General features: G+C 74.0%; 8 protein-coding genes. 4 read left to right on the top strand and 4 right to left on the bottom strand.

The features are described from left to right. Positions 1-86 precede the first annotated feature (86 nt). Entirely contained in the window at positions 87-1,346 is a 1,260-nt protein-coding gene (locus KIH74_RS02445; RefSeq protein ID WP_214153953.1) for an isochorismate synthase, read from the top strand. Here the strand turns inward: KIH74_RS02445 and menD are convergent. Beyond that, a complete protein-coding gene (menD, locus tag KIH74_RS02440) occupies positions 1,336-3,030 on the bottom strand; it encodes a 2-succinyl-5-enolpyruvyl-6-hydroxy-3-cyclohexene-1-carboxylic-acid synthase (protein ID WP_214153952.1) in 1,695 nt (564 codons plus the stop codon). The genes KIH74_RS02445 and menD overlap by 11 nt on opposite strands. A gap of 175 nt (positions 3,031-3,205) precedes the next feature. Then, positions 3,206-7,273 (bottom strand): hypothetical protein, encoded by a 4,068-nt coding sequence (locus tag KIH74_RS02435; protein WP_214153950.1) that lies wholly within the window; start codon positions 7,271-7,273, stop codon positions 3,206-3,208. Positions 7,274-7,372: 99 nt separating this feature from the next. Here KIH74_RS02435 and KIH74_RS02430 point away from each other — a divergent pair, with 99 nt between their 5' ends. Together KIH74_RS02430 and KIH74_RS02425 are read left to right on the top strand one after the other, a co-directional pair. Further along, complete coding sequence (locus tag KIH74_RS02430; RefSeq protein ID WP_214153949.1) at positions 7,373-8,323, top strand: 1,4-dihydroxy-2-naphthoyl-CoA synthase; 951 nt, start codon at positions 7,373-7,375, stop codon at positions 8,321-8,323. 179 nt (positions 8,324-8,502) lie between these two features. Then, the gene (locus KIH74_RS02425) at positions 8,503-8,901 is read left to right on the top strand and encodes a PLD nuclease N-terminal domain-containing protein (RefSeq protein ID WP_214153947.1); all 399 of its coding nucleotides are present in this window, start codon (positions 8,503-8,505) and stop codon (positions 8,899-8,901) included. A gap of 48 nt (positions 8,902-8,949) precedes the next feature. On the opposite strand, the gene KIH74_RS02420 is transcribed toward KIH74_RS02425, so the two are convergent. After that, positions 8,950-9,852 carry a TIGR03620 family F420-dependent LLM class oxidoreductase gene (locus KIH74_RS02420; protein ID WP_214153945.1) on the bottom strand — a complete coding sequence of 301 codons (903 nt, stop codon included), beginning with the start codon at positions 9,850-9,852 and terminating at the stop codon, positions 8,950-8,952. 127 nt (positions 9,853-9,979) lie between these two features. Here KIH74_RS02420 and KIH74_RS02415 point away from each other — a divergent pair, with 127 nt between their 5' ends. Further along, a complete protein-coding gene (locus KIH74_RS02415) occupies positions 9,980-16,189 on the top strand; it encodes an EAL domain-containing protein (RefSeq protein WP_214153944.1) in 6,210 nt (2,069 codons plus the stop codon). Here the strand turns inward: KIH74_RS02415 and KIH74_RS02410 are convergent. Beyond that, positions 16,186-17,511, bottom strand: coding sequence for a hypothetical protein (locus KIH74_RS02410; RefSeq protein ID WP_214153942.1), 1,326 nt, complete (start codon positions 17,509-17,511; stop codon positions 16,186-16,188). The genes KIH74_RS02415 and KIH74_RS02410 overlap by 4 nt on opposite strands. Between the last annotated feature and the right edge of the window lie 273 nt (positions 17,512-17,784).

Below are 17,784 nucleotides of genomic sequence, written 5' to 3'. Positions count from 1 at the left end.
ACCTGCGGATTTGCCGGTTGCACCGGATTCGCCGGTGGGACCCGGCAACGGACCGGGCCGAAAGCGCTCCTAATCTGGAACCCATCATGACCACTGCCCCTGCCCTGGCACCCCTGATCGCGCGCACCGTGGCGATCTCCGATCCCGGCCCCCTGCTCACCCTGCTGCCACCCGGTCCGGGCCTGGCCTGGGTGCGTCACGGTGAGGGACTGGTCGGCTGGGGCGAGGCGATGCGGGTGAACGGCGGGGGCGAGTCCCGCTTCGACTCGGCCACCCGGGCCTGGGCCGACGTGATGGCCCGGGCCGTGGTCCGCGACGAGGTGCGGATGCCCGGCACCGGGCCGGTGGCGTTCGGCTCGTTCGCCTTCTCGCCGACCTCCCCGGCCGGCAGTGTGCTGGTGGTGCCCGAGGTGGTGGTCGGTCATCGCGGCGACACCTGGTGGCTCACCACGATCAGCGCCGACGGTGCCCTGCCCGCCCCGGTCACCCTGGCCCAGCACGAGCGTGACCTGCGGGCTCCCGAGGGCACCCGGTTCACCGACGGCGCCCGCCCGCGCGAGGACTGGAAGGCCGCGGTCGGCGAGGCGATCGCCCGGATCGAGGCCGGCGAGGTGGAGAAGGTGGTGCTGGCCCGCGACGTGCTGGCCCGCACCACCGACGACGTGGACCCCCGCGACATGCTGGCCCGGCTGGCCGACGGCTACCCGAACTGCTGGACCTTCAGCGTGGACGGCCTGCTCGGTGCCACCCCGGAGATGCTGGTCAAGCTGGAGCGCGGCCTGGTCACCTCACGGGTGCTGGCGGGCACGATCCGGCGCACCCGCAACGACGAGCAGGACCTGGCCCTGGCCGCCTCGCTGGCCCGTTCCAGCAAGGACCTGGAGGAGCACGAGTACGCCGTGCGTTCCGTGGCCGAGGCCCTGGCCCCGCACTGCGCCACCACGAACGTGCCCGACTCGCCGTTCGTGCTGCACCTGCCCAACGTCATGCATCTCGCCACCGACGTGACGGCGGTGCTCGCGGACGGCGCCAGCTCGCTCGACCTCGCCGCCGCCCTGCACCCCTCCGCCGCCGTGTGCGGCACGCCCACGTCGGCGGCCGCGAAACTGATCGAGGCGGTCGAGGGGATGGACCGCGCGCGGTACGCCGGGCCGGTCGGCTGGGTCGACGGCACCGGCGACGGCGAGTGGGGCATCGCCCTGCGCAGCGCCCAGTTCGACCCGGAGAACCCGCGTCAGCTGCGACTTTTCGCCGGCTGCGGGATCGTGGCCGGGTCGGACCCGGAGGCCGAGCTGGCCGAGTCCGAGGCCAAGCTGCTGCCGGTGAAGGGCGCCCTCAGCCGATAGCCCTCACGGCGCGGCCGAGCCTGGCCGCCAGCTCGCGGTGCCGCGTGCGGTCGATCGGCACGTGCAGAACCCTGATTCCAACAGTGGACGACGTGAGCTCGCGACGGAGCTCCTCGTCGTCCACAATTCTGGTGTACGCGATGCCGTGGGCCACGCACAACTGCCCCAGCTCGAATCGTTGAGGCGTTCCGAAAACTCTTTCGTAGTGGCGATTCTGCACTTCGCCCAGCTCACCCCGGGCGCCGTGCTCGAGGTTGGCGAAGATGCCGCCGCCGTTGTCGTCGACCACCACGACCGTCAGATCGGGGCGGGGTTCGCCCGGGCCGATCAGCAGGGCCCCGGCGTCGTGCAGAAAGGTCAGGTCGCCGATCAGCAACCGGGCCGGGCGGCCGCTCGCCAGCGCCGCCCCCAGGGCCGTGGAGATCGTCCCGTCGATGCCCGCGAGTCCTCGGTTGGCAACGATTTCCGCGCCGTGCGGGATCCGGCCGACCAGGTCGAGATCGCGGATCGGGTTGCTGGAGCCGCAGACCAGCAGCTCACCCGGCCGGGTGGCGGCGGCGACCTCGCGAGCGACCAGCTGCCCGGTGATCCGGCCCTCCTCGTCGAGCACGGCGCCGATCGCCTTCTCAGCCTGGTCCCCGGCGGAAACCCACTCGGAGAGCCAGGTTTCGTCGACCCGGTGATCCTCGGGAACATCCACGGCGGGCACGACCAGCGAGGCCTTGCGGCCGGCATCGCTCCAGTCCGGGCGCGGCGACACCACGACCACCTCGGCCCGCCCGTCCGAGAGCAACCGGGTGACCGGCCTCGACAGCGTCGGGCGACCGAAAACCACGACCCGCTCGATCTTCTCGCCGAGCGGGCTGCCGAGCAGCATGCGGTAGGGCGCGACGGTCGCGGAGCCGCGGACCCCGGAGGACGGCTCGGCCAGCAGCGGCCACCCCGCCCGCCCGGCCAGCGCGGCGGCCTGCGGCCCCGCCCCGTCCCCGGCGAGAACCACCGTGCGAGGCCCGCTCTCGATGATCACCGGAGCGGGCGGCGCGGCGACGGCGATCCGGGTGAGACCGGTTTCCCCGTGCTCGTTCCGCCCGCCCGGCCCGTCGTGCCCGTCCGGGGTCAGCGGATCGGCGAATCCGAGGTTGAGTTGCACCGGCCCGGGAGCCCCGCCGATCAGCCCACGTGAGGCGGCCACGGCGCGGGAGGCGACGTTGCGCCATTCCGCGAACTGCGCCTCCAGCATCGTGACCGGAGCCGGGATCTCGCCGAACCAGCGCACGGCCGACCCGAAAATCTTGACCTGGTCGGTGGTCTGGCTGGCTCCGGTGCCGCGCAGCTCGTGCGGCCGGTCGGCGGACAGCACGAGCAGGGGGACGCCGGAGTGCGCCGCCTCCAGCACCGCCGGGTGCAGGTTGGCCACGGCCGTGCCGGAGGTGGTGACGACGGCGGCGGGTGCCGGGGTCTCCCCCGCGGCGAGCCCGGCCCCGCGCGACAGCCCGAGGGCCAGGAAGGCGGCGGTGCGCTCGTCGATGCGGACGTGCAGGTCGATCGTGCCCGCGTCGGCGGCCTCGGCCAGGGCGTAGGCGAGGGGGGCCGACCGGCTGCCGGGGCAGAGCACGACGTGCCGGACGCCGAGCCGGGCCAGGGCATCGACGAGGACGGTGGCCAGGGCGGTCGACGGATTCACCGGGCAATCACGTCGTCCATGGTGGCAGGTGCCGGCGGGGCGTCGCGTCGAGGGCGGGGACGCCTATGGATTTTTGACACCACCCTGGGCGGTAGGCCGGTGTCAGAATTCGGATGCCCTCCTCCGTGCTCCGCACCATGACTGCATCTCGCTCAGCCGGCCGCGGGCTCATGGCTCAGCGCCGGCGCCGGACCGAGCGCACCCACTCCAGCCACGGGGGCCGGTTCACCGCACGCTCGGCGCCGCGAGGGCGGCGAAGCCCGGCGTCCGGGCGCGAGGGCGGTTCGGTGGCCGGGGAGGTACCACCCTCGGCCAGGTCGTCTGCTTCCGTCCCGTCGCCGGTGGGGTCGTGCGGGGGGCCGGGGTCCTCGGTGTCGCGGGTGAGGCGCTCGGTCCGGCGGGCCGGGTCGGGGCGGTCGGCAGGGTTCGGCTCGACGGCTGATCCGCCTGCTGACCCGCCGGCTGACCCGCTGACCGGCCTGCTGACCGGCCTGCTGACCGGCCCGGGACGATCGATGAAATCCGGCCCGTCGGTGTGCCCGGACTCGTCGGCGGGTTCGGGGTGATCGGTGAGCCCGAGTCCCTCGGCGAAGCTGGGGCGGTCGGAAGGCTCACTCTGGTCGGCAGGTTCACGCCGGTCGGCGGGCTCACGCCGGTCGGCGGGCCGGTACCGGTCGAACGGGCCGCGCCGACCGATGACGTCAGGACGGTCCGCCGAGGTGGGCTGGTCGGGCCGCTCTGCGGTGTTTCCCTGACCGGGGTCGGTGCCGCCCGCGATCTCGTCCTTGGTTCCGGCGTCGGTGCCGGCGTCGATGCCGGGCGTCTCGGCGTGACCGGCCAGGTTGCCGTACCTGGCCAGTCCCTGCTGCGAGGGCCAGCTTCCCGGCCCGGGGAGGGTGGGACGTTCGGCGCGGTCGGTCCACTGGGCGAGGTCATCGCGGTCGGCACGCTCCACGTGGCTTCCTCGCGCCGACCGGTAGTCGGGTGCGGATTCGGCGGAACCACGAGGTTCGGCGGGCCTGGACGGCGTGCCGCGTCCCGGCGTCCCCGGGTCTCCCGATCGCTCGGGCGACCCGCTGGCTTCGGGCGACCTGACGCCTCCGGGCGACCCGTCCGGTCCGGGGTACCGATCGGATTCCGGTGCCTTTCCGGGCTCGGCCGAGCGGCCGGACTCAGGCGACCGGTCCGGCTCGGCTGACCGACCGGACCCGGCCGGGCGGCCGGGATCCACCGCCCAGGAATCGTCAGCGTCGCCGGGCCGGAACGCCGGGCGGGGGCGGTCGCGGGAGCTGTCTTCGGGGGTCATGCCGTGGGGCGGGGTGGGGCGGGGGGGCAGCTCCGGACGACGCACGCCCCGGGCCGGTGACACGGAACCGGAGAGGTAGCCGCTCAGCGCCGAGCCCGCCGAGCGCAGGCGCGAACGCAGGCCGTGCTCCGGGGCGTTCGGCAGCACCTGGCCCGGGATCACCCCGGGCTCGCCCGCCTCCAGCGGGAACGGATCGGCGGCCAGGACGGATCCGGGCAGGGCCTGCTCCCAGAACGCCCTCAGCCCGGCCCGGTCGACAGGCCCGGTGGCGGCCCGGACCTCGGCCTCGACCAGGGCGATCAGGTTCTCCGCCAGCCGGGTGGCGGTCAGGGCGGCGAACGGGGTGGCGGCCTCGGTGTCGACCAGGTGACGCAGGACCGGGCCGACCGGGAGCGCGGGCAGCCGGGGCACGTCGGTCCCGGTATCGGGCAGCGCCTGGGCGGGCAGCTCGCCGGGCCGGCGCAGCATGGCCCGGGTGGAGGCGATCACCACCTCCCCGGCCAGCCGGTACCGGTTCTGCCGGAGCAGGCCGGCGATCAGCGGCAGTGCCGCCTCCAGGCCGAGGGGCACGGCCTCGCGCCAGGCACTGCCCACCGGCACCACCGGCAACCGCGAGCGCAGCACGGTGTCCCGCTGGGCCGGCTCGGCGGCGATCGCCACGGCGAACGCGGCCACGGTGACCCGCGGCGCGATCAGACGGCGCTCGGCCTGGTCCAGGCCGGGCCAGGCCCGGTCGGCGAACATCAGCAGCTCGGCGGCCCGCCGGTGCAGGCCGTCGTCCTGTTCCTGCCAGCCCGGGCCGGTGACGGCCAGCAGGTTGAGCAGCTGGGCCTGGGCGTCGGTGACGCCGGCCCGGCGGGGGCGCTCGCGGCCGTCGGGGTCCCGGCGGGGCAGGAAGTCGATGCGCTTGAGCAGCACGGCGGCCAGCCGCGCGCTGTCCACGTCGTCGTGCCAGTCGCCGAGGTGCCGCAACGCGACCGGCACCAGGTGCGGGGCCAGGGCCTCGGGGGCGGGCTCGGCGATCTGGAGCAGCAGCCCGGCGCTCCACGGAGCCCCCGCGGTGAGCCGCTCGAACACGCCCGCCACCAGCGGTTCCGGGTCGACGTGCGGGTTGGCCTCGACGGCGAGCCGGAGCAGGTGCCGCACCGCCGGGCCGCGCAGCCGGGGGTCGCCGGAGATCCGGCCGGTGGCCGAGGCCACGGCGACCTCCAGCGCCACCCGGTCCGGGCCCTGGCCCCGGTCGGCGGCGGCCAGCTCCTCCGGCCGCAGCCGGGCCAGCCGGTCGGCGTCCACCGCCGGGGCGACCAGCGCCAGCACCTCGGCGGGCAGCCGTTCCCCGGCCGGCCGGGTGGAGTGCAGCCAGCCGCCGGGCTCGTGCCCGATCTCGGCCAGGTGCGGCACGATCCAGCGGGCCAGGGCGGCGGGGGCGAGCGCCCCGGCCACCCGGGCGATCCGCTCGCCGAGGCCGTCGTCGGGCGAGGCGAGCATGCGCACCGCCCGGTCGGCGAGCAGCTCCAGCCCGGCCGCGGCCAGGTCGGGGCCGTGCACCAGACGGGCCGTGCGGTGGGCGAAGTCGACGGCGCGCAGCAGCAGCACGCCGTGCCGCACGTCGCCGTCCCCTCCCCCGGCCGGCCGGCTCAGCCGGTCGGTGAGCTTGGCCAGCGGCGCGCGTAGCCGGGCGGCCAGTCCCGGGTCGAAGCGCACGGTGGCGGGCAGCGGCGGCGGGTCGCGCAGCAGCCAGGAGTCGTCGTCGAGTGCCAGGTAGAGGTAGCTCTCGAAGGCGGCCTGCACCAGCGCCGGCCGGGGCGGGTCGGACTCGCGGGCCGAGACCAGCCGGGCCCAGGCCTGCCCGGCGTCGTCGACCGTGGCCGTGACCAGCGCGGCCAGCGCGGCGGCCAGGTCGTCCGACAACGTCAGCCCGGGCGGGGTGTCGCGCAGGATGATCCGGGTGGCGGTGGGCAGCGACAACGGCAGGCCCGGGGTGAGGGCGACCGCGGCGGCCAGGAACCAGGCCGCGCCCTTCGCGTCGGGGCTCTCCCCCGGCTCCGCGCCCCAGTTGCCCAGGCCCGGCCACCAGTCGCCGCGTGGCCCGCCGGTCGGCGGTGTGGCCAGGCTGACCTCGTCGAGCCGGCGCAGGCAGCGTTCCAGGGCCCCGGGTTCCTCGCAGACCGCGTCGAGCGCCAGCCGCGACCAGTCGGTGACCCGGACCCGCTGGCCCAGATGGGTACGGCGGTAGGCCCGTCCGCCGGCGGTGATCAGGGTGGGGTCGGAGCGCGGGTCGATGATGACGACGGGCAGGTCGGGGTCGCGAGGCAGGTGCGAGTCCAGGTCGTAGTCGAGCACCACGCTGAGCACCGGCGTGCGCCAGCCCTCCGGGTCGTCTTCCTGGAGGGCCGCCGAGATCAGGTCGCCCTCGCCACCGGCCTCGGCGGAGGCCCGGGCCAGCACGTCGGTGACCCGCTCGAAGCCGGAGAACGACAGCCGCAGGCTGACCGGCGGCGGGGCGAGGAAGCTGACCAGACCGATCCAGAGCATGCCGATGTCGGGGCTGGGCACGGTCAGCACCGCCGGCGGCCCGCCCGCCATCGCCCCGGCCACGGCGTCGATCAGCGTGCCGAGGGCGCCCAGCCGGAAGGCCGGGTCGGTGAGGAAGTCGACCACCCGGGCGCGGTCGACGACGCGGGACCCGGCACCCGGCAGCGCGGGTGCGGGCTCCTCGTCGTCCTCGATCGAGATCAGGGAGCCGAACAGCTGCGCGTACCGCACCACCGGCGCACTGGGCGGCCTCGACCACTGCGGGGCGGCCCAGAGCTCGGCCGGCCGGACGAATCCCGGGGCCTGGGAACGACTGAGAGCGTCGGGGTCGACGAGGACGTGACTGTGCGACCGGTGCTGGTAGTACCAGACCGCGTCGTGCCCACGGAGGGTGAATCTCATCCGTGGTTCGCGGACCACTTCGCCACCACCCCCGCCCTGGGGCTCGCCGTCGCGGGGGCCGGGCCGGTTCGCGAGGCCGGCCAGCCTATTCTCGGGTGGGTGACGACCCCCCACGAAGCTGCCGAGACCGTTTCCGAGATCTTCGATCCGCTGTCGTGGGAGTCCGTTCCCGAATACGACTTTACCGACATCACCTATCACAGATGTACCCGTTCGGGCCCGGCAGGCCGCACGGTGCGCATCGCCTTCAACCGTCCCGAGGTGCGCAACGCCTTCCGCCCGCACACCGTGGACGAGCTCTACCAGGCACTTGACCACGCACGACGCACCCCTGACGTGGGCACCGTGCTGCTCACCGGCAACGGCCCGAGCCCGAAGGACGGCGGCTGGGCCTTCTGCTCCGGCGGCGATCAGCGCATCCGCGGCCGTTCCGGCTACCAGTACGCCGAGGGCGAGACCGCCGACACGGTGGACGACGCCCGCACCAGGGCCGAGGGCGGGCGGCTGCACATCCTGGAGGTGCAGCGGCTGATCCGCACCATGCCCAAGGTGGTGATCGCCGTGGTCAGCGGCTGGGCGGCCGGGGGCGGGCACAGCCTGCACGTGGTCTGCGACCTGACGATCGCCAGCCGCGAGCACGCCCGGTTCAAGCAGACGGACGCCGACGTCGGCTCGTTCGACGCCGGCTACGGCTCGGCCTACCTGGCCAAGCAGGTGGGCCAGAAGTTCGCCCGGGAGATCTTCTTCCTGGGCCGGCCCTACGACGCCGAGACGATGCAGCGGATGGGCGCCGTGAACGAGGTGGCCGACCACGCCGACCTGGAGAACGCGGCGCTGGAGATGGCCGCGGCGATCAACGGCAAGAGCCCGACCGCCCAGCGCATGCTGAAGTTCGCCTTCAACCTGACCGACGACGGCCTGATGGGGCAGCAGGTGTTCGCCGGTGAGGCGACCCGGCTGGCCTACATGACCGACGAGGCGGTGGAGGGCCGGGACTCGTTCCTCCAGAAGCGCGAGCCGGACTGGAGCCCGTACCCGTACTACTACTGATCCTCCCCGCGGATTCCCCGGCGACTCCCAGACCGTTCGACGGTCACATACCGCGCCGGACGTGGCAGGCTTGGGAGTACGGATTTCTCCCGGCCGGTCGTCGGCACCAGGACCCGCCGAGGGATGCCGCGCGCCCGGTGGGCGCCGGGATCGGAAACCGAAGGAAGGGGGAGCGGAACGTGCTGCTGACCGCCTTGCCCGCGTTGCTGTACATCGGCCTGGTCGTCTACTCGGTGATCGACGCCGTACAAACTCCAGCGGACGAGCTGTACCGTCTGACCCGCGGCCAGTGGGTCGCCGTCATCATCCTGGTCCCGCTCTTCGGCGCGGTGTGCTGGCTGCTGGCCTCCGGCCCGCGCCGGGGCCGGCACGAGCACGCGCCGGGGCATCCGTCCGGCACCGGCTGGGCGGCGCAGGGCATGACCCAGTACCCGGTGGGCCCCGACGACGACCCGGACTTCATCGCGGGTCTCGCCCGGGCGCAGCGCCAACGCACCCTGACCCGGCCTGACGACGATCAGGAGAAGAAGGGCAAGAAGAAGCCGAAACCCCCCGAGAGGCCCGAAGAGCAGAATTGAGGACGACGACGAGCTGTGCCGCGGCTCGTCGTCGTCCTCAATTGTGACTCAGAGCAGCTCGCGGGCGATGATCCGCAGCTCGTCCAGGGCGTGCCGGCCGTTCCGCGGGATCGGTTGCACGCAGACATGGTCGGCGCCGGCCTCACGGTGCCGCCGCACGTGGTCGAGTGCGTCCGGGCCCCAGCCGAACAGGGCGTCGATCAGCCGGTCGCTGCCGCCGTTCTCGAAGTCCGGCTCGCCGAAGCCCAGCCGGCGCCAGGAGTTCAGGTAGTTCGGCAGCTCCAGGTAGTGGTGCAGCGCGGTCCGGGCCAGGCCCCTGGCCTCGTCCGGGTCGTCGCTCAGCACCACCTTCTGCTCGGGCGCGAGAAAGCGCTCCGGGCCAAGGGTCTCGCGGGCGGTGCGGGTGTGCTCGGGCGTGGTCAGGTAGGGCAGCGAACCGGCCGAGCGGTCCCGGGCCAGCTCCAGGGCCTTGGGGCCGAGCGCGGCGAGCGCCCGGTGCCCGGCCGGCACCGGCGGGTCGGCGGCGTCGAGCACGTCCAGGTAGGCCGCGAGTTTCGCCAGGGGCCGGGCGTACTGCCCCTGGTTGAGCTCGGTCTGCGGATGGTGCCCGACGCCCAGGCCGAGCACGAACCGGTTGCCGAACCGCTCGGCCACCCGGGTGTGGGCGGCGGCCACCTGCTCGGCCGGGTCACGCCAGATGTTGGCGATCGAGGTGCCCACCACCAGGCGCTCGCTGCCGGCCAGCAGCCGCTCGATCGGCGCCAGGTCGGCGCCCCACGAGCCGCCCAGCCAGAGCGAGGGGAAGTTCAGGCCCTCCAGCTCGGCGGCCAGTTCGCCCTCCCGGCCCGAATAGGCGCCGAGCGCCTGCGGTCCCAGGCCCAGCCAGACGCCGTAGGGGGCGTCGGCACCGAGCGGGATGCCCTGCACGTGTGTTCGATCTGTATCAAACATGTGGACAGCCTAGTCGCGCCCGGTGTGAACCCGCCTCAGGCGTCCGTGGTTAACCGCTGGTCGGGCGTCAAGGGTTCGCACCGTCATGGCGATACCTCGCAAGGACGGGGATTGCGAGGCACGACTGATGACCAACACGGAACCGGGCAGCAGCAGTGGCGCCCGGGCCGAGAGCGCGGTTCCGGGGCAGCGGCCGGCGGAGGCGCCCCCCGGCCTGGCGCCCGGCGAGGTCCTGCTCCACGACGACCAATTCGGCCGGGTGACCCGGGTCGGCAGCGGCGACGACGCGCTGATCCGGCGGGAGATGCGCGGGCCCAACGCCGCCCAGCGCTCCCGGCACTCGGCGGCCGTGATGGAGCGCCTGCGGGGCATCACCGGGGTGCCGCAACTGGCCGGCGGCGTCACCGGGGCGATCTTCCACGTGCGGGCCTTCCGCGGGAACTCGCTGCGGCAGCTGATGCGCACGCCGAACTGGCACCTCGACCTGCCGGCCCTGGTCGACCTCGCCGTGGACCTGGCGGCCCTGCTCAGCCAGATCCACGCCCGGGGCGTGGTGCACACCGACCTGAACCCCGAGGTGATCCTCCTCAGCGTTCCCGGAAACCGCCCGACGATCGTCAATTTCGACCGGGCCACGATGTTCTCCGGCGAGCGGCCGGGCTACGCGCACAGCAACTCGATCATGCAGCGCCTGGTCTACCTGGCCCCGGAGCAGACCGGCCGCACCGCCCAGCCGGTGGACCAGCGGGCCGACCTGTACACGCTGGGCGTGATGCTCTACGAACTGTGCGCCGGTGAACCCCCGTTCGGCCGCGGTGAGACCGACGCCCTGAGCCTGATGCGCGACCAGCTGGCCCGGCTGCCCACCCCGGTCGCCCTGCTGAATCCGGACTGCCCACGACCGTTTTCGGACATCCTCGCGAAACTGCTGGAGAAGGAACCCGGCCGGCGCTACCAGAGCGCCGCCGGGCTGCTGCACGACCTGAAGCGGCTGCGGCAGGAGATCGTCAGGGCCGGCGGCGGGCACGGCGGGCGGCAGCTGGCCGCGATCGGCCCGTTCCTGCTCGGCGACCACGACTTCCCGCACCAGCTCACCGGCCCGGCGCGGCTGTTCGCCCGGGACGCCGACATCACCCGGCTGCGCTCGGCCTTCGCCGGTGTCTGCTCGGGCGGGTCGAACGGCGTGCTCGTGGCCGGGCGGGCCGGGGTGGGCAAGACCGCGCTGATCGACCAGCTGCGTCCGACCGTGGCCTCGGCCGGCGGCTGGTTCATCTCCGGCACCTTCGACGTGGCCGACTCCGACCTGCGCTCCAACGCCGTGGTGGAGGCGCTCGGTGCGCTCGGCCGGCTGCTGCTGGCCGAGACCGAGAGCGCCCTGGTGGAGCAGCGCAAACGGCTGCGCACCATGCTCGGCGGCAACGCCTCGCTGATGGCCGGGCTGGTGCCCGACCTGGCCCCGGTGCTCGGGGTGGCCGGCGACCCGCCGCTGGGTGACCCGCTGGAGATCCAGAGCCGGGCCCGGCAGGGAGCGCTGGACGTGCTGCGGGCCACGGCCTCCCGGCAGCGCCCGGTGGTGATGGTGCTGGACTCGCTCCAGTGGGCCGCGCCGTTCCCCCTCGGGCTGCTCGACGCCGTGCTGACCGGTAGCGAGATCGACGGTCTGCTGCTGGTCGGGGCGTTCCGCGACGACGAGGTGGGCGAGGGCCACGCGATCCACGCGCTGGTGCCGCGCTGGACCCAGCTGGGCCTGTGGCCGGCCGCGATCCGGGTGGAGAACCTGGCCCGCGACGATCTGGCCGAGATGCTCGCCGAGATGCTGCGTCTGGACCGCCGCGAGTCGGCCCGGCTGGCCGACATGGTGGGCGCCCGCACCCGCGGCAACCCGTCCGAGACGATCGAGCTGCTGAACGCGCTGCGGGCCGAGGGGGCGCTGCGGCTCGGCGAGTCCGGCTGGACCTGGGACGCCACCTCGGTGCGCGGCCGGCTGACCGGCGGTGAGAGCGGTGACCCGCTGGGCGGGCGGCTGGAGCGGCTGCCCGACGCGACGGTCGCCGTGCTGGAGGTGCTGGCCGCGCTCGGGCCGAAGAGCAGGCTGACGGTGCTGGCCACCGCCGCCGGGATGTCGCTGGAGGAACTCGACGCCCGGCTGGACCCGGCGATCGTCGACGGCCTGGTGGCGACCACGACCGGGCAGGCCGAGGAGGAGGGCACGGTGCGGTTCCGGCACGAGCGCAGCCACCGGCTGCTGCGTGGGCCGGGACGCCAGGGACGCAGCGCCGGGCTGCTGCACCTGACCATCGCGCACCGGCTGGCCGGCGACCCGCGGCACCTGACCACGGCCGCGGCGCAGTATGTGGCGGCCCTGCCCGAGCTGACCGACCCGGCCGAGCGGCGCCGGGCCGCGGACCTGCTGGAACGGGCCGGCTCGGCGATCCGGGTGACCAATCCGGTGACGGCGGAACGGTTCTACGCCGCCGGGATGCGGCTGCTGGACGGTCTCAGCCAGGAGGAGGACGAGCAGCTGCTGCTCCGGCTCGACCTGGAACGGCACGCCACCGTGTACGGCCTGGGCGAGCTGGACACCATGGACGCGCTGTTCGAGTCGCTGGTGCGGCGCTGCACCGACCCGCTGCGGCTGAACGAGTCGGTGTGCCTCCAGATCGCCGCGCTGACCAACCGCGGCCGGGTGCACGAGGCGATCGCCCTGGGCCGGCGGCAGCTGGCCGCGCTCGGCACGCCGGTGCCGCCGGCCGACGAGCTGGGGCCGTTCACCACCGCCGGGATGCCCGACTTCACCGCCTGGGCCGAGGCCGACGACGTGGCCGGGGACCTGCGCCGGCCGGAGACCGGCGACGCCTGGGTGCTGGCCCGGGCGGCGGTGCTGCGGCGCCTGAACCACGCGGCCTTCTTCGCCGACCACGACCTGCTCGGCTGGCTGATCCTGACCAGCCGCCGGATGTGGGACGAGCACGGCCCGCAGCGCCACCTGGTGGAGGCGCTCTCGCACTCGTCGATCCTGACCATCGGCCGCAACGGCGACTTCCGCACCGGGTACCGGGTGGTGCGGCGGGTGCTGGCGGTCAGCACCGAACGCGGTTACGAGCCGGAGAGCTCGTACGCCCGCTACCTGTGCGGCGCTACCGCCCGGCCCTGGTTCGAACCACTGGAGACGGCCATCGCCGACCTCCAGCACGCCGAGTCCGGGCTGCTGCGCGGGGGCGAGCCGCAGGCCGCCGCGTTCAGTTACCACACGCTGTGCTCCAGCATGCTCGACTTCAGCCCCACCCTGGCCGGCCTGCTGGCCGGCACCGACCAGGGCCTGGCGCTGGCCGCCCGGATGGGCAACGACCAGGCCCGGCAGCTGATCGTGAGCTTCCGGCACTTCGTGCTGGCGCTGCGCGGTGATCAGCCGCCGGAGCTGGACACCGACATCGGGCTGACCGTGCAGCCGGCCGTGGTCGGCCGGCACCTGCTCGCCGCACTGCTGGCCGCGGTGCTCGGCGACGAGCAGTCGCTGGCCGCGCACCTGGGCCCGGTGATGGCCCGGTTCCCGTTCCTGGAGAGCGGGTACTCCAGCTCGCAGGCGCACCTGCTGAACGTGCTCTCGCTGGCCTGGTCGCTGCCGTCGGCCGGGCCGGAGGCGGCCGCGGAGCTGCGGGCCCGGCTGGAGGTGAGCCGGGAGTGGCTGGGCCGCCGGGCGCAGGAGCTGCCGGCCACCTTCGGCCACCTGATCTCCTGGATCGACGCCGAGGTGGCCTGGGCGGACGGCGACCCGCTGGCGGCGCTGCGGCACTTCGACGAGGCGATCCTGAACACCGTGCCCTACCGGGGCTGGCACCGGGCCCTGATCGTGGAGCGGGCCGGGCTGTTCCGGCAGGCGCAGGGGCACGAGTACGGCGCCCGGGCCATGCTCACCCTGGCCCGGGACTCGTACCTGGCCTGGGGCGCGGTGGCCAAGGTCGAGCAGATGCGCCAGCGCTACCCGTTCCTGAGGGCGGTCACCCCCGATCACGAGCCGCGGCCGCACAACGTGGACGAGGTGGCCTCCCCCGGCGTGGACGGCACCGACGCCGTGGACCTGCTGGCGGTGCTGTCGGCCTCGCAGGCGATCGGCCGGGAGACGGCCTTCGACCAGTTGCACGCCCGGGTGGTCGAGGTGCTGACCGCGATGGCCGGGGCCACCGACGTGACCATCCTGCTGCGTGACGGCGAGGACTGGACCAGCCCGGGACAGGGCACGAAGACGTTGGCCGGCCAGGGATTTCCGGTGTCCGCGTTCCGCTACGCCGAGCGCACCGGGGAGCCCCTGCTGGTGGCCGACGCCACCCGTGACGACCGGTTCTCCGGCGACGAGTACCTGCGTACCCTGCCCTGCTGCGCGCTGATGGTGGTGCCGATCCGGTCGCGGGGTGAGTCCCGGCTGGTGCTGGTGCTGGAGAACCAGCTGCACACCAACGCCTTCTCGGCGGACCGGCTGGACGCCGTGCGGCTGATCGCCGGGCAGCTGGCCGTGTCGTTCGAGAACGCGCTGGCCCGGCGCCGCACCGAGCAGGAGGCCCGGCAGCGGGAGAAGCTGCTGGAGACCGTGCGGCAGCGGGAGCGGCTGCTGGAGACGCTGCTGGCGATCCAGCGGGACATCTCCCACCGGGTGCCGCTCCAGCTGGTGCTGGACGCCGTCACCGAGGGCGCCTCGGGCATGCTGGAGGGTGCTTTCGTCGCCCTGGTGCTGCTCGACCTGGAGGGTTCCGACCGGCCGAACATCCCCTCGGTCAGCGGCCACCGCGGCCCCGCCGAGACCGACGACGCGGTGCTGCGCATGGCCTCGGCCGCGATCGAGGCGGACGAGCTGGTCACCGCCCTCGACGACGGTGACGGCGAGATCACCCTGATCGCCGCGCCGGTCCAGGTGAACGGCCGGATCATCGGCAGCCTGGTGACCAGCGCCGCCGACCGGCTGGGCCCGGAGGACTGGCGGCAGGACCTGCTCGGGGCGTTCGCCGAGCAGGTCAGCCTGGCCCTGAACGACGCGAACACGCTGGAGGCGATCCGCGAGGCGTCGTACGACTCGCTGACCGGGCTGGCCAACCGCTCGCTGTTCCTCGACCGGCTCAAGCAGGCGCTGTCCGGTCCGGCGGACCACGATCCGGCCGAGGTCAGCGTGCTGTTCATCGACCTGGACCGGTTCAAGGCGGTGAACGACACGCTCGGGCACGGCGCCGGCGACGAGCTGCTGGCCGAGGTGGCGCGGCGGCTGCGCGAGTGCATCCGGGACTCGGACACGGTGGCCCGGCTGGGCGGCGACGAGTTCGCGGTACTGATGGAGGGCACCCGGGGCACCGCCCCGGCGCTGCGGGCGGCCGAGCGGATCACCACACAGCTGGCCCGGCCGATCCGGCTGGCCGGGCGGGACATCTTCGTCACGGCCAGCGTGGGCGTGGCCCACGGCGACGCCGCCCAGCACGAGACCGGTGAGCTGCTGCGACAGGCCGACCTGGCGATGTATCAGGCGAAGAAGACCGGGTCGCGGCGGGCGGCGGTGTTCGAGCAGCGGATGCAGGAGGACGCCCGGGACCGCCTGGAGCTCCAGGGTGACCTGCGAAGGGCGTTGTCGGAGAACCAGTTCGAGCTGGTCTACCAGCCGCTGATGACGCTGCCGCAGCGGATGCCGATCGGGGTGGAGACGCTGATCCGCTGGCGGCACCCGGAGCGCGGGATGATCTCGCCGGCGTTGTTCGTGCCGATCGCCGAGGAGACCGGCGCGGTGATCGAGATGGGCCGCTGGGTGCTGGTGACCAGCTGCCGCCAGGTGGCGGCCTGGCGCCGCGGCCCGGCCCCGGACCTGCGGCTCAACATCAACGTGTCGGCGCGCCAGCTGTCCGACGGGGGGCTGGCGCAGGACGTGGTCAGCACGCTCGCCGAGACCGGGCTGCCCGCCTCGGCCCTCACCCTGGAGCTCACCGAGACCGTGCTGATGGAGGACCCGGAGGGGATCACCGCGCAGCTGTCCGAGCTGCGCCGGCTGGGCGTGCAGGTCGGGATCGACGACTTCGGCACCGGCTACTCGTCGCTGTCGTACCTGCGCCGGTTCCCGGTGGACAAGCTGAAGATCGACAAGTCGTTCATCGACAACATCGAGACCGTGGAGGAGGACCTGGCGATCGTGCGCACGGTGGTGGACCTGGCCCGCATCCTGTCGCTGGAGACCACGGCCGAGGGCATCGAGAGCGAGGCCCAGGCCGACCTGCTGCGCGACGTCGGCTGCGAGGTCGGCCAGGGCTACTTCTTCGCCAGACCGCTTCCGCCGGAAGAGATCCCGAGCTTCTTGAGCAGGTATTAGAAGGGCACGATGTCGCGGTGCAGCACCCGGTGCCGCAGCGCGGCCCGGAACAGGTCGGCAGCGCCGGAGCGGGCCCGCAGCTGACGGTCCAGCAGCGCGCCGGACTCCTCCACCAGCTCCATCCAGCGCAGCTCACGCAGCACCGCGAAGAACAGGGCACTGGTGTCGCTCTCCGACGGCGTGCGCCGGCCCGCCACCCGCCAGCCGGACTCGGTGATCACGGCCTGCACCAGGGTGCGCACGTCTTCCTCGCCGACCACGTCACCCGGCGCCAGCACGGCCAGCACCACCTCCCAGGCCACGGCCAGGGCGGAGTGCTCCGGCCCGACCAGCCCGGCGGCGACCGAGTGCCAGAGCGTGCGGCCGTCGGCCAGCGCGGCCCGGCCGCTGGGGGTCAGGGTGAGGCGTGAGGCGCGGCGGCGGCACAGGCCCAGACGCTGCGCGGTCTCGCGCAGCACCAGCACCGGGTAGGCGTCCACCTCACGGTTGGCCGGGCCGATCAGCTCGTCGCGCCAGCCCAGTTCGTCGAGAGCCCGGGACACCGTGCGCGGCGGCAGGTAGCCGGCCGCGGTCAGGGCCAGGCCGTCGCCGATCTCGGTGAGCAGCCAGTCGAGCGGGCGCAGCAGGGCACGGGCCGGGGCGGCCATCCCCGGGTCGACGTTCTCGCGCAGCGAGGCCTCCAGCGGGGCCAGCAGACCGCCGCGGGTGGTGGAGCGCGGGCCGCGCACCCAGTCGTCCAGACGCTCGTCGAGGATCTGGTCGTAGAGGGCCTCGCCGGACAGGTCCATCCGCGGCGAGAGCAGCACGTTCAGGGTGATCTCGGCCTGCGCGTCGCGCCAGCCGCGGGTGCCGGGCTGGAGGTCGCCGACCGCGACGGCCAGTTCCAGCCGGTCGGCCACCGCCTCCCGGGCCTGGGCCTCGGCCTGGCCCATGATGGCGCCCCAGGTGAGCAGTTCGGTGTCGGGCGGCTCGATGCCGGAACGCTGCATGGCCCGGCGCACCACGGTGCGGCCCCGGTCGGGGGCCTGGTCGCCGGTGAACAGGATCTGCCGGGTGGTGTCGCTGCGGGCGATGCCGGAGTACCGCTGCATCCCCAGGCCGTCGAGGAGGGCGGCGAGTGCGGTGGCGACCCGCCAGCGACCCGCGGCGTCCGACATCCAGGAGCGGTTCAGCTCGTCCCAGCAGAACTGCTGGAGTCGCCACTGCGTCACCGACTCGGGCCCGTCACCCCCGGTCAGCGATTCCCAAGCCGCCCGAGCGTCCTCGGCCACCTCGGGTTCGGCGCGGCCGATTGCGGCCAGCGCCTGTTCCACGGAATGCACGGCAGCAGCCTGCCACTTCCGACCCGCCTGGGGAACCTGCCGCGCTGGCCGATCAGGTCACCGCTTACCCTGGCCCAGTGACCACAGGGCTTCCTCCCCGCACCTTGGTAACCCTCCTGACCTGCGCAGACGACCGCATTCTGGGGGTCTTGCCGGTGCTCCGCGCGGCGCTTTCGGGCAGCGGACCGGCCCTCGCACTCAGCGACGAAGTTCCTCAAAGTCACCGTAAATCCACAGTCGGTTCCGATCCGGGCGAGTCGGGCGGTCCTTCCG

The organism is Kineosporia corallincola (assembly GCF_018499875.1).
GTDB classification, from domain to species: domain Bacteria; phylum Actinomycetota; class Actinomycetes; order Actinomycetales; family Kineosporiaceae; genus Kineosporia; species Kineosporia corallincola.
Note: the sequence above shows the minus strand (reverse complement) of the source record. Positions and strands in the feature narration are given on the sequence as shown.

Excerpts from the sequence above, each read along its gene's own strand:
- KIH74_RS02415 (WP_214153944.1), top strand. The coding sequence starts at position 9,980 with ATGACCAACACGGAACCGGGCAGCAGCAGTGGCGCCCGGGCCGAGAGC.
- KIH74_RS02435 (WP_214153950.1), bottom strand. The coding sequence starts at position 7,273 with ATGAGATTCACCCTCCGTGGGCACGACGCGGTCTGGTACTACCAGCAC.
- KIH74_RS02420 (WP_214153945.1), bottom strand. The coding sequence starts at position 9,852 with ATGTTTGATACAGATCGAACACACGTGCAGGGCATCCCGCTCGGTGCC.
- KIH74_RS02445 (WP_214153953.1), top strand. The coding sequence starts at position 87 with ATGACCACTGCCCCTGCCCTGGCACCCCTGATCGCGCGCACCGTGGCG.